We start from the raw sequence: 12,857 nt of genomic DNA on the forward strand, positions 1-12,857 counted from the left end.
ATGGCCCGGGGACAAACGTTCGCCAGGCAGTACGCAACGTCCTGCCACTAGCTCCGGGCGAACGTGATGGCATTGGTGAATATTCTTTCGCTTTCCCCAGACTGAGTGCGAACACTGAACACGAATGTGCCGCCCGTCCTGCTTGAAACAAAAACCCGTGTAAGCCCCTGCTGATCAGTAAAACCCTGCGCCGGCCGAATAGTGACGGCATCCCTCTTGGCGGGCGCTTCGATTGTCCAGAACCACTCCACCAGCGAGTTCTGTCCGCGGTTTCCGTAGGCGTCTTCCAGCACCGCATAAAGTTCTACTTCATGGCCGTATTCCACTGTATCCAGAGGCGTAGGTGAAAGTTCCTCAAGCGGGAAAAACAGCGTAGCGAAATCGGCCGTGATCTCGATGGAAGGGGCATATTGCGGTTCGAACAAATCCAGCCAGAGCAATGGCGTGTCGTGACCCATGACATTGCCGGGAATAAACTCGGCCACAAGCGTCCCGTCGATCAGGGTGGTGTCGTCCTTAATGGTGCCCAAAGTGGCGCGCCAATGGACGGTGACGCCACTCAGCGGCTCCCCGTTGGCGTCTTTGAGGGTCACCTTGTAAGTGACTTTTTCGCCTGGCTTATTGGCCACAACGGTGCTGTTATCCACCACTTCGCACGTCATCGTGACCAGCCCTGTGACGTCGCCCGGTGCATGCACAATTGGCGCCTGCGCACTGGACTCGCCGAGCAGGGCATGTTCAGCGGCCTTGGCGTAGGAACTTTTGTCGACCGTCTCGGGCAGATTACCGATGAGAAAAATCGTTAACGCATCCATACCGGTCGCGGTGGACAGCGTCAGCACGCGCATCAACAAATCGAGCTGGCTGAGGTTCTTCAGAATCCCGTCGGCATCGATGCGGCTGACACATTCGCGTACTTCCTGCACGCTCCAGCCAAAAAAATTCGCCAGCTTGATGGCAGACGCCTGTTGCGCAAGCCTTTTCGCATCACCGCTGACTGCCGGCAATGCGTTGACCTGACGCAGGTAATCCAAAAGCTTCTGTGGCGATTGGCCGCTCGCGGTTGAAGCGAGGGCAAAAGCGCGAGTGAGCGTCGTCAGGTAATAAAGAGTGCGCACCGTCAACGTATGTTTGTCGGCCTGAACAAGCCAGTCCTTGTAGCCGCTATCCAGATATTCCTGCAACAGCGCGGCGCTTAACCCAAGTGTCGACACCACCTCACTGCGCCGGCGAATTTCAGCCAGCAGATCAAATGATGCGCTTGCGGCTCGGTCACGTGTACGGCCGGACGCCTCGGCTTGCATATCGGTTCGCTCCAATACATGCAGGAGTAATTGATGCACCGTGACGCCTGCCCAATCCAGGACCAGCAACGCTTGATCCACACCCACGCCGGCGTATGCCGCCAGCGTCTCCCTTACCAGCGAAGTCTGAGCATCGCGCATCTGTAGAAAAGCACTGACCATGCTGGTGATGATGTTCTGCCGCAATGCTGGCTCGATCTCACCCAAGGCGCTATTGACCGCCCATGAGATCTTTTGAAGGACGAAGGCCGGATACGTCTCAGCGCCTTGCTCATAGGGCAGGATCAGACCATACAAATCGGTTATCGGCCCCAGGCTGTCGGCGGACGTCGCGAGGAATTCGATCCAGTCAGTAGCACCGGCGGTCGGTACGCCAGCCATAAGGAAAGTGCTATTGGACAGCTGTGCCGTCGGCAGCAAATTGCGAATCTGCTCGAAAAACTGCTCATCCTGTTCGGACAGTTCCTGTACCGGTGGCGCGTCGACCGCATGCTGCAACATCCACGACACCGGCAGACTGTTTTGCGCGCACCACTGCACGCAACTTTGCATAGCCTCGATCAGTTCCAGCGCATCCGGTAAACCGTCCGGAACATCGTGAATGACAGGGACACCGGCAAAGCGGTTGATCCATTCATCGCCGCCCAGCATCGACAGCATCAGTACACCTTCAACCGGTGTGATGTTCAACAGCCGGGGCAGCGACACCAAACGATAAAAACTTGAGATGATCGCTGCGTTGCGATTCAGTGTTTCGGTCAAGCCATAAGCCTTGGCCACTGTTTTCGCCAGAACGTAATAAGTCTGCGGATCAATCGCCAGGCCACTGCAGAGCTGGCTGATCGTCAGATCCACCATGCCAGGCACAGGTGTTACCGCAAACGCACCGTTGTCGAGCTTGAAAGGTTCGCGATAGCCTGATTCGAAATTGAACAACTGATCGAACTGCGAAAGCGCTTCGCCGCGGCCATAAACCGACATCTCACCGATAAAAACCGCGAAGTCCGCGGCAGTGCATTGGTAGCGCTCGCGCAACTTTTGAAACAGGCCAAGTGCATGCACGACGCCATTGGTTATTTCCATTTTGTCTGAAGAGTCTTCAGGCCGATTGCCGAGCGCTGTCGCCCTGATGGCAGCTGCCAACACTACGTCTACCTGATCGAACGGCAATCCGGTCCAGCTCGCCAGGCGCACCATCCGATTCAGTCGGTCATAAAGATTGAACCCGATGGACTCGTCGGGATTTGCCGTCAATCGATGCCGAAGCTCGCTTGCATTATCGATACGCACCGCCGGCGCAGTGTTGTCATTGATATAGATTGACCCCGAGCGCTCGCTTTCCGGATGCTCGGGCTTGTCATCTATATAGGTGACATTGCTCGAGCGCACCGGAGCAAAGTCGCCAATCGACAGCAGGGCTTCGATCTGCCGACTGTCGAGCTTGGTGCGCTCACCCAGGAACACCACCTGATTGAGGAACCGGTATTCGTCGAGCTTGGTGGTACCAAAGTTATGCGCAAAGAAACTTTCGCGATCTTCGAAATCCGCTCGGGTTTCTGTCAGCAACAGGCGCTGATAAGGGCCAAGCCGCGAAGCGTGGGCGAAACCCTTTGCAGTATTGGCACCCCGACCATTGGTTTGCAGAAAATACGGATAAGAGAGGTCGACCCGGTGCTCAAAGTCGCCCACCGACAGATCATGAACCTGCGCGATACCATCAATCGTGACCCAATGCTGGTAATAAGGCAGGCCGTTGGGGTAGCGAGCTGCGATCAGCGCGTCTTCGATCGAATCGACATCCGTGTTCGCCGCAATGAATTTCTCCAGCACCTCGACGATGATGTCCACAGACGAGATCGACTGATAAACCGCATTGAAGTCGACGCTCAGTGCCAGCAAATCCGTGCGCCGGTTATGCAGCGCATATTTTTCTTCCTTGTTGATGCCCTCCAGACGGTCACGAACCCAGCGCAACAAGTCGATCAGATAGGCTACTGGCGACCAGATGGACTCCAGCGCATCTGGCGGGCACAGCGCAGCAAAATCGGTACCGATCAGAGCGTGATAATTGGGACCGTCCACGATCGATAGCAAACCGCTGGAGCTGCGCTTTGGCGCGTCCCTGTTCCCCCTCAGCGTCCTCTCGATAAACTGGCGCCGCTGAGACGTGGCTATGCTGTTGGCGCCGCGCCAGAATTGTTGCGCTTGCTCAAAGCTGAGTTGCGAGTGCTCCTGGAGCATGCCTTGAACACCCTTTTCAACCAGTGGATAAATTGATCCACCGTTTTCCAGGTAAGTCTCGAGGTTCTGCAGTCCGACGTCCTGTGCTCGTTGTTTCTCGCTGAACAACTGGTCGAACAGTTGCAGGGCGGGACGGCGCGAATCAACCATGATCAGATTCCTTTAGGCGACAACTGGCCCGCACAGCCCGACATCCTTCGTCGGGCTGCACATTCAGTAAGTACGATTTAGCGCTGCGAAAGCCGTTCAGTCCACTGTCATTTATGACAGGTTTGATAACCGTTCGTCGGAAGTCAGGCTTCAGGAATTGTTCTGGAAAGGCGCGCGCCTTCGACTTCAAAACGCGCACTATCGGCCCAATCGGACATCGTTGCGTCATCCGCTGCGTCAGTCAGCGTCTGCCGGAATCGGTACCAGTTACCCGCCAGAGGCAGTTCCCTTGTCGCCTCCCCGCGCCAGTGCTCATCGACCACAGGTACCTGAGCCAGCCACTGCACGTCCGGGTTGTACCAACTCACGACGGCGCCCACGCCCGGACGGCCCTTGCCGCTGAACTGCACTGGCTGAGTGACCCAGCGTCCCGCCGCCGGCTCGTCGAGGACAGGCACAAAAGTACCCAACATGACCGAGCGCAGTGTTTCAAACGATTCGAAACCGTCCCGGGATGCGAATGCCTCCAGCCGGTAAAGCCCCCCGACCAGCGAACTTGCATCGAGCATCGCTGACCAGGTGCGATTTTCCTGCACGATTCCACTTGCCGGCTCTGAGCGCGTGGCACCGACCAGCGTCACCGTAACCGTATCGCCCGGCACGCCAAAACCGCACACCACCACCTGCTGCCCGATGGCATCGTCCTCGATCGGGGTTTCAATGAAGGGGGCGGCCGGCACGACGTCAAAGTGCAGCGGCTCGCTGTCTTTCGACTCCTGCAGTGTGCCGCTTTCATCCATGTACCTTTGCCGAGCCCAGATTGTTTTGCTGCCCACCGGCAACGTCACTTCGGCTTGCCAAATGCCGTGCCAGTCGACATCGACATTACTGAGCAGAGGTTCGGTGAGCCCTAGCAGACAGACTTCGACAACCCCGCCCCTCATGCCGGTACCCTCGAGCAATGCAGTTCGTGGCAACTTGCCGTTTGGTATCGGCTGGAGAAATTCTGGCGGCAGCAACACCACCGTCAATTCATGCTCGTCACTGTACAGCGACGGTCGACCGTCCAGTGTCTGCTGTGCGTCGAAGGTGTAGAGCCTGAATTCCAGAAGGCTCAGGTCAATCGACCAGTCGCCGTCCTGGCTCAATACTTTCGGCTCTCCCAACGGACGGCCAAACCGTTTGTCACGCAGTTGCAAGGTAGCACCCACCATTCCCATCGTGCCCTCGACCGTTACGACACGGCCGACTTCCGAGCCGTCCGGCGGCTGAGTAATCACTGGCGTGACCATCGGCCTCCTGACAATAAAGGTCGTGGATGTCGGCTGCGAAGTTTGCTGCGCGGCAACTTGGGTTACCGTGACGGTATGTGTGATATCCAGGGCAAATTCTTTGTCGCGCCTGAACTGCCACGTGCCAGCACTGACGATGCCCTTGTGCACAGTGCCGGTTTCGTCGCTGTACTCAATGTTCACGGTTGCACCCGGCCAGCACGTGCCGCTGAACCTGGGCGAAAGTCCGTCATCTTCAGGCTCGTTCAGGCCAGGGGCCTGCGGCGCGATGGTGACTTTCAGCACAAACCAGTTTGGCGACTGATGACCGTCGAGAAATTGCTTTATGTGTACCTCACGCTCGAACGACGGTCCCCAGACCGTTGAAGCCTTGGTAGACCATCGCCCGCCGTCGACCTCAGCTTCAGGCGCTTCGAGGTATCCGCTATTGGGCCTGTTTGGATGCACCATGGCGCCGTTGAAGCCTTTGCCGCTGAAGGTCGGTTGGTAGTCGTTGGTGAATTGCACGTCACTGACATCGGGGAGGATGTTTTTGACTTCGAAGGTCAGCGGGAGCGACTCGATCCAGCTGCTGGCGTTGTCAGCGATTTTTTGAATGACGGTAACGTTGTAGGTACCGACAGTCCATTCCTGCGCTGCGGTGCTCCATGTGCCACTCGGCATCACTTCGGCATTTGCGGGCGTGGGAACTTGCACCGCCCCCCCCCTGACGGTGAACTGGATTTCAGATTTGCGTTTGGAATCGTAATAACCCTTGCCGGAGAAAGTTACTGTAGTTCCAGCGAAGGTGACGGTGGGCTGTTGCAGGGTGGGCGGGCGAATCCTGAAGGCCTGTGGTGCACTGCGTCCGGATGACACGCCATCCAGATCCTGTTCGACAACAAGGCTGATCGCCCCTGGCGGCACTTTGATCATCCCCTCCCACGGCCCGTCTACATCGCTAACGACTTCCCAGCCAGGAACGGAATCATTCGTCAGATCGAAAAATGCTCTCAATCGCGCGCCAGCCAGGCCGTTGGTTCCTTTCAGGAGGAAGTCTGGATCATGGATTGCCAACTCAGGTGGTTCGGATATTGACGGCACACCCATGACTCTGAAAGTCGCGGCCTCGGTATAAAAATGACTGATATTCGGTGATTTGAGTTCAGCGGTAACCGAGATCGTCCCACTTACCGGGACCTTTGTTGCCTTAGCCTCCCAACTCGTACCGGCATCTCCGACAGTAATAACGTCGCTCCAGTTCTCATAGTGATTTGAGTGCCCAACTACTCTGATATCAGTACCCGACGCAGCAATACCTCTGAAACCAACCACATCCTTTGCCAACATCAAAGCATTAGCTGCCGGGAAAGTAATTCGAGCGCGGTAGACTGTTATATAACCCGTCCGCTCGGAAACCCTACCACCGTACATTTGATATGCTTGAAACATTAGAGAGTTTTTGTTTTCTGCCACGGTGACTGGCACTGACCAAGGATCGTAGAAAGCCTCTTCTGCCCCAATCGTACCGCGCCCATCGTCCAGTACAACAGTATAACGGTATATTGCCCCCGTACCCTTGACAGCGAAAGTTGAAGATGTGAAGTTTCGGATTGCACTGATGGTTGGAATGGGCATCCGATAATTGGCGATCTTGTAGGTTTTCAGAACCGGATCACTTGCGTTATCTACATCATAAATATAATCGAACCCCACTGTTACGTTTCTCTGATTGGCGATAATCATTTCTCGATAGGGTTCATCAAGATCGATCCACTCACCGGTCTGGCGAGCACTGCCCGTCAGTTCTCTTACATTACCTTCACCGCTAACCAACGAAAGATAGAATTTTACATTCCCTTCATAACGTCGATTCTCTTTTGCTCTGTACGCTGACACGATGCAAGTAAATGTCGAACCATCGTAGGAGTAGGCATAGCTCACTCGAAGCTGCGCCCACCTACCGTCTTCTTCCGCGTGCAGCTCATGGGTTACAAATGCTACATCCGTTCCGATCTCCTCAGCGCAGACTACCTCTTGTTTCGGGGGGAAGCTGTCGGAAGGATCTTTAATACCATCATCTTGTTCCATGGCCGGATCTCAGAAAGGGCAAGCTGGCTGATAGATAAAACAGGTCACATTCATTGAATACCGATGCGTCGCATCGCTACACCTGTAAAACCTGACAGTCCCGACCAACGGTAACTATTCCACGCCTTAATATGCTTGCGTCCTTCAGCCATTAAACGCGACTGCATCAGCTTGCGTTGTTGCCACACATCACTCAGAGTTCACCAACTTGTACATATGAAACGCCGCCCGGCATGGCTGATCAGGCGCGCGGCTTCGACTTCAAAACGCGCACTGTCCGCCCAATCGGACATCGTTGCGTCATCCGCTGCGTCAGTCAGCGTCTGCCGGAATCGGTACCAGTTACCCGCCAGAGGCAGTTCCCTTGTCGCCTCCCCGCGCCAGTGCTCATCGACCACAGGTACCTGAGCCAGCCACTGCACGTCCGGGTTGTACCAACTCACGACGGCGCCCACGCCCGGACGGCCCTTGCCGCTGAACTGCACTGGCTGAGTGACCCAGCGTCCCGCCGCCGGCTCGTCGAGGACAGGCACAAAAGTACCCAACATGACCGAGCGCAGTGTTTCAAACGATTCGAAACCGTCCCGGGATGCGAATGCCTCCAGCCGGTAAAGCCCCCCGACCAGCGAACTTGCATCGAGCATCGCTGACCAGGTGCGATTTTCCTGCACGATTCCACTTGCCGGCTCTGAGCGCGTGGCACCGACCAGCGTCACCGTAACCGTATCGCCCGGCACGCCAAAACCGCACACCACCACCTGCTGCCCGATGGCATCGTCCTCGATCGGGGTTTCAATGAAGGGGGCGGCCGGCACGACGTCAAAGTGCAGCGGCTCGCTGTCTTTCGACTCCTGCAGTGTGCCGCTTTCATCCATGTACCTTTGCCGAGCCCAGATTGTTTTGCTGCCCACCGGCAACGTCACTTCGGCTTGCCAAATGCCGTGCCAGTCGACATCGACATTACTGAGCAGAGGTTCGGTGAGCCCTAGCAGACAGACTTCGACAACCCCGCCCCTCATGCCGGTACCCTCGAGCAATGCAGTTCGTGGCAACTTGCCGTTTGGTATCGGCTGGAGAAATTCTGGCGGCAGCAACACCACCGTCAATTCATGCTCGTCACTGTACAGCGACGGTCGACCGTCCAGTGTCTGCTGTGCGTCGAAGGTGTAGAGCCTGAATTCCAGAAGGCTCAGGTCAATCGACCAGTCGCCGTCCTGGCTCAATACTTTCGGCTCTCCCAACGGACGGCCAAACCGTTTGTCACGCAGTTGCAAGGTAGCACCCACCATTCCCATCGTGCCCTCGACCGTTACGACACGGCCGACTTCCGAGCCGTCCGGCGGCTGAGTAATCACTGGCGTGACCATCGGCCTCCTGACAATAAAGGTCGTGGATGTCGGCTGCGAAGTTTGCTGCGCGGCAACTTGGGTTACCGTGACGGTATGTGTGATATCCAGGGCAAATTCTTTGTCGCGCCTGAACTGCCACGTGCCAGCACTGACGATGCCCTTGTGCACAGTGCCGGTTTCGTCGCTGTACTCAATGTTCACGGTTGCACCCGGCCAGCACGTGCCGCTGAACCTGGGCGAAAGTCCGTCATCTTCAGGCTCGTTCAGGCCAGGGGCCTGCGGCGCGATGGTGACTTTCAGCACAAACCAGTTTGGCGACTGATGACCGTCGAGAAATTGCTTTATGTGTACCTCACGCTCGAACGACGGTCCCCAGACCGTTGAAGCCTTGGTAGACCATCGCCCGCCGTCGACCTCAGCTTCAGGCGCTTCGAGGTATCCGCTATTGGGCCTGTTTGGATGCACCATGGCGCCGTTGAAGCCTTTGCCGCTGAAGGTCGGTTGGTAGTCGTTGGTGAATTGCACGTCACTGACATCGGGGAGAATGTTTTTGACTTCGAAGGTCAGCGGGAGCGACTCGATCCAGCCGCTGGCGTTGTCAGCGATTCTCTGTATCACCTCAACTGCATAAGCGCCTAACGACCAGCCGGTTGCAGTGCTTTGCCAGGTTCCGTCCTGCTGTATCGTGACATTAGGGGGCGTGGCCGGTGGCTCTGCGCCCGGGTGACTCTTGATAGTGAATTGAATCTGCGTTTCGAGCTTCGGATCGTAATAACCACTACCGGAGAATGTCACCGTGGTTCCAGAGCTAATGATGATGGGCTGCTGTAAGGTAGGCGGACGAACTTTGAAAGCACGCGGCGAGCCACGTGGGTAGTCAACACCATTTATATTCAGAAAGACCACCAATGAATTCGGGCCTGGCGGCAGCGTAATAGAAGTGCTCCATATCGTTGTGGAAAGTACAGGAGTCCTTCCAACGACTCCGCTGAACTCCTTATAAACAATAACGCTGCCTCCCCTCCAGGCATCAATACCTGCAAGCGTAAAGGTTGTCTGCTGGATACCTTCAGGTGCAGTTATTACAGGAATATAACTTGGAATATGGATCGGAGCGCTATATGTAGGAAGCAGTCGAAAATAACTAAACTCGTATTTCATCTCGGCGAGGATAGACCCACCACTCAAATGCTCTGAGATTGCTATTTCCCACTTACCGTCACCGGATATTTGTGTGGGCTCGCTCAAATATTCTTTGGTGAGGTTGTTCATCAATCTGACCGCAGTACCCGGCGCGCCGCCCCCCTTGAAAACCGGAAAACCGGTAGCGGAAAGATCTCCGCCCCACTCCTCAACAGCGGGAGGCGACCCGGTCCAGAAAAAAACCGAGGTAACAGGGCTTGGATTTGAATCGACCGAATACCGCCCCACCAACTCTCTGAGCATCGCTGGAACAGGAAAGGGACCGGGGTCCTGCCACGCTTCCCAATGATGGGTGGTCATTCCTTGGTACCACCCCTGCATAGTGTCTTTTCCTACGTCGTTCTCCCGATAGACGAGACTGACCCCTACGCGGGCATCCAAGGGGATGTAAAAAGCAATATCTCCCACGCCAGTGTAGAACTGTGCTCTCGTTAATTCTGGAAATTGAATGGGGCGCAGTGAATTTGAGCGGTCCGTAGACATGGTCAATACCTTGGATGTTATTCGTTATCCAAAGTAGGTCGCTTCAAATATTGGTACACCTGTCAACTCTGACAGTCCCGACCAGCGGTAACTATTCCCACGCCGCAACATGCAGACGTCCTTCAGCCATTAACACGCGGCTACATCGGCTTGCGCCGTTGCCTACACATCACTCAGAATCCGCCGGCTTGTGCGCTTTGAAGCTGCCCCGTAACTTGATCCGTGCCGCTGCCAATCAGTGGTCGGGTTTAGTCGCCCGGGTCGTGCATTGCGCATAAGCGTCATCAAGTCGGGTAATCCCTATCCCCGCACTCGATGGTGGCTGTTCGCAGGGCGCCTCAGGGCGCGCCGGTTTGTGCACTCCCGGTCGACTAACCTGCTTACAGCCGCCACCCTTTCGTTTAGTCGCGAAGAGGTGGATGCCCCAACTATGAGTGTGCAGACAATGATCAAACCAACACCCAATCCCCCTGAAACCGAAGACTCGACCTCCCCCTACGCTTCCCCCGATTCCACCAGACTCCACGAGGCCGCTGAAAAAGCCCTCGATCACTACCTGAAAAAACCCGGCGCTGCGCCGTCGTGCAATTCCGTCGATCGCGGCATGCAGATGTTCATGGTCGCGCCCGACATCAACCCCGAAGCGATGGCCATTCAAACCTACGAAACCTTTTCTTCGGTCAGCATTCTGCTGCTCGACCTGGCGGACAGCCTCGAGGACAAGCCGCGACATCTGGCGATGGCGATCTATCAGTTGAGCGAGATGGGGTTATTGCTGGCGGAGAAGGCGCTGGATCAGGAGCGGGCGATCGCGGTGGCGTGACGTCAAGATCAAAAGATCGCAGCCTGCGGCAGCTCCTACATCTGGAATGCGTTCCCCTGTAGGAGCTGCCGAAGGCTGCGATCTTTTGTTGTTCAGGCAGAAGCCGGCAACGGCTGAAAACTGAAGTACTGCTTCAGCGCCAGCACCAGCTCGCCGAACTCCGCCGGCGCACGCCGCAGGATGAAACCAGCGTCGTAATGCAGCGGTGTGGCGTCTTCATGGCACCACACGCAGCAGGCGCTGAAATCGATGATTTGCTGGCTGCCATCGCGGGCGGGGACTTTGAGGCGTAACTGGAAATCTGCGCCGATCATCATCGGCAACTGGCTGATCAGCATCAGCCCGTCCGCAGACACGTTGCCGAGAAAGCCGACGGGTTTGTCGGTGATGCTATTGAACACTCTGAGGTAATACGGCAACTGGTGCCGTTCGATCCGGCGGTCGGTAAACATGATGTGCTGTACGCCATGCAGGGCTCCGCCAGGGAGCCGCACCTGTGCTTCGGAACGAGCCTGTAGGCAGGCCCGCTCTCCCCGCTTCCGGTGTGACGGTCGCGACAATCGCCGTCACTTTTACCACTGCCAGTCGCAGGTGTTGCGCCGCCATCGAGACAAGCCTCGCAAGCGGTTTCCTTGACTATAGCGGAGCTTGTACAGACGGCCAGATTTTGTACGACAGTACCGTCAGAAGCGTGTCGGCCGCACCACCGCAGCGGCGCTGCGTGTCGGGTAATGGCCCAGGCTCTGCAAGGTTTCCAGACGCGCGCGGGCGCGGTAGGCGTATTCGCTGTTGGGGTACGAAGCGATGATGAACTGGTAGGTCTGCACCGCGTCGATGTACAGCTTCTGCCGTTCCAGGCACTGGCCGCGCATCATCGACACTTCCGGCCACACGTACGGGCGGGCGCGGCTGGCACGTTCTACTTTGGACAGTTCAAGCATGACCTGCTCGCAATTGCCACGTTCATAGGCGCTGTAGGCGTTGTTCAAATGATGGTTCATCGACCAACGGGTGCAGCCCGTCGCGGCGAGGACGCTGAGGGCAAGGGCGGCAATGGGCAACAATCGCATGGGGGTTCTCCTGTCTTGTGCTCTGTATCGACCCCTGGTCGAAAATCTTCAGGCGCGTTTGTCCCGAAGTTGCCACGTTCAATAAAGAAAACGATAAGTAGTGCATTCGAACAATGACTACACCCTTCGAGCATAGTAGCCTCTGCCTGCGCTTGAACTCAGGAGTCTTTGCATGTCCGTCCGTCGTACCAAAATCGTCGCTACCCTTGGCCCGGCCAGTAACTCGCCGGAAGTTCTCGAACAGCTGATTCTGGCTGGTCTGGACGTTGCCCGTCTGAACTTCTCCCACGGCACCCCCGACGAGCACAAGGCTCGCGCGAAACTGGTGCGTGACCTCGCTGCCAAGCACGGCCGCTTCGTCGCCCTGCTCGGCGACCTGCAAGGCCCGAAAATCCGTATCGCCAAATTCGCCAACAAGAAGATCGAGCTGAAGATCGGTGACAAGTTCACCTTCTCCACCAGCCATCCGTTGACCGAAGGCAACCAGCAAGTGGTCGGCATCGACTACCCGGATCTGGTCAAGGACTGCGGCGTGGGCGACGAGCTGCTGCTCGACGACGGCCGCGTGGTGATGCGTGTTGAAACCGCCACTGCCACCGAGCTGCATTGCGTGGTGACCATCGGCGGCCCGCTGTCCGACCACAAAGGCATCAACCGTCGCGGTGGTGGTCTGACCGCGCCGGCCCTGACTGAAAAAGACAAGGCCGACATCAAGCTCGCCGCCGAAATGGAAGTCGACTACCTCGCAGTGTCCTTCCCGCGTGACGCCGCCGACATGGAATACGCCCGTCAACTGCGTGACGAGGCCGGCGGCACAGCCTGGCTGGTGGCGAAGATCGAACGCGCCGAAGCCGTGGCCGACGACGAAACCC

7 protein-coding genes are annotated in these 12,857 nt (G+C 56.7%); 2 read left to right on the forward strand and 5 right to left on the reverse strand.

All coding sequences use genetic code 11. The annotated features are described in order from the left end of the window. Positions 1–47: 47 nt before the first annotated feature. From D8U60_RS19520 to D8U60_RS19530, 3 genes are all read right to left on the reverse strand, one after another. Entirely contained in the window at positions 48–3,695 is a 3,648-nt protein-coding gene (locus tag D8U60_RS19520; RefSeq protein WP_130900714.1) for a Tc toxin subunit A, read from the reverse strand. A 143-nt stretch (positions 3,696–3,838) separates the two neighbouring features. Further along, complete coding sequence (locus D8U60_RS27940) at positions 3,839–7,057, reverse strand: hypothetical protein (protein WP_241663556.1); 3,219 nt, start codon at positions 7,055–7,057, stop codon at positions 3,839–3,841. Between the two features lie 200 nt (positions 7,058–7,257). Then, positions 7,258–10,092 carry a hypothetical protein gene (locus D8U60_RS19530; RefSeq protein WP_241663557.1) on the reverse strand — a complete coding sequence of 945 codons (2,835 nt, stop codon included), beginning with the start codon at positions 10,090–10,092 and terminating at the stop codon, positions 7,258–7,260. 445 nt (positions 10,093–10,537) lie between these two features. Here D8U60_RS19530 and D8U60_RS19535 point away from each other — a divergent pair, with 445 nt between their 5' ends. Next, positions 10,538–10,915, forward strand: coding sequence for a DUF6124 family protein (locus tag D8U60_RS19535; protein ID WP_024014114.1), 378 nt, complete (start codon positions 10,538–10,540; stop codon positions 10,913–10,915). A gap of 92 nt (positions 10,916–11,007) precedes the next feature. Here D8U60_RS19535 and D8U60_RS19540 read toward each other — a convergent pair whose 3' ends face one another. Next, positions 11,008–11,367 (reverse strand): PilZ domain-containing protein, encoded by a 360-nt coding sequence (locus D8U60_RS19540; RefSeq protein ID WP_016773462.1) that lies wholly within the window; start codon positions 11,365–11,367, stop codon positions 11,008–11,010. 231 nt (positions 11,368–11,598) lie between these two features. Then, on the reverse strand, positions 11,599–11,985 hold the full coding sequence (locus D8U60_RS19545) for a hypothetical protein (protein WP_016773461.1): 387 nt from the start codon (positions 11,983–11,985) through the stop codon (positions 11,599–11,601). A gap of 172 nt (positions 11,986–12,157) precedes the next feature. Between D8U60_RS19545 and D8U60_RS19550 the strand changes: the two genes are divergently transcribed. Further along, positions 12,158–12,857, forward strand: a 700-nt coding sequence (locus tag D8U60_RS19550) for a pyruvate kinase (RefSeq protein ID WP_241663558.1), incomplete at its 3' end; no start/stop codon positions are given.

Origin of the sequence: Pseudomonas sp. Sample_11 (assembly GCF_004307505.1) — a bacterium.
Lineage (GTDB): Bacteria > Pseudomonadota > Gammaproteobacteria > Pseudomonadales > Pseudomonadaceae > Aquipseudomonas > Aquipseudomonas atacamensis.

What these genes read in the sequence shown, in the direction of transcription:
- D8U60_RS19545 (WP_016773461.1), bottom strand. Translation starts at nt 11,985, where the DNA reads ATGCGATTGTTGCCCATTGCCGCCCTTGCCCTCAGCGTCCTCGCCGCG.
- D8U60_RS19540 (WP_016773462.1), bottom strand. Translation starts at nt 11,367, where the DNA reads ATGTTTACCGACCGCCGGATCGAACGGCACCAGTTGCCGTATTACCTC.
- D8U60_RS19530 (WP_241663557.1), bottom strand. Translation starts at nt 10,092, where the DNA reads ATGTCTACGGACCGCTCAAATTCACTGCGCCCCATTCAATTTCCAGAA.
- D8U60_RS19520 (WP_130900714.1), bottom strand. Translation starts at nt 3,695, where the DNA reads ATGGTTGATTCGCGCCGTCCCGCCCTGCAACTGTTCGACCAGTTGTTC.
- D8U60_RS19535 (WP_024014114.1), top strand. Translation starts at nt 10,538, where the DNA reads ATGATCAAACCAACACCCAATCCCCCTGAAACCGAAGACTCGACCTCC.
- D8U60_RS27940 (WP_241663556.1), bottom strand. Translation starts at nt 7,057, where the DNA reads ATGGAACAAGATGATGGTATTAAAGATCCTTCCGACAGCTTCCCCCCG.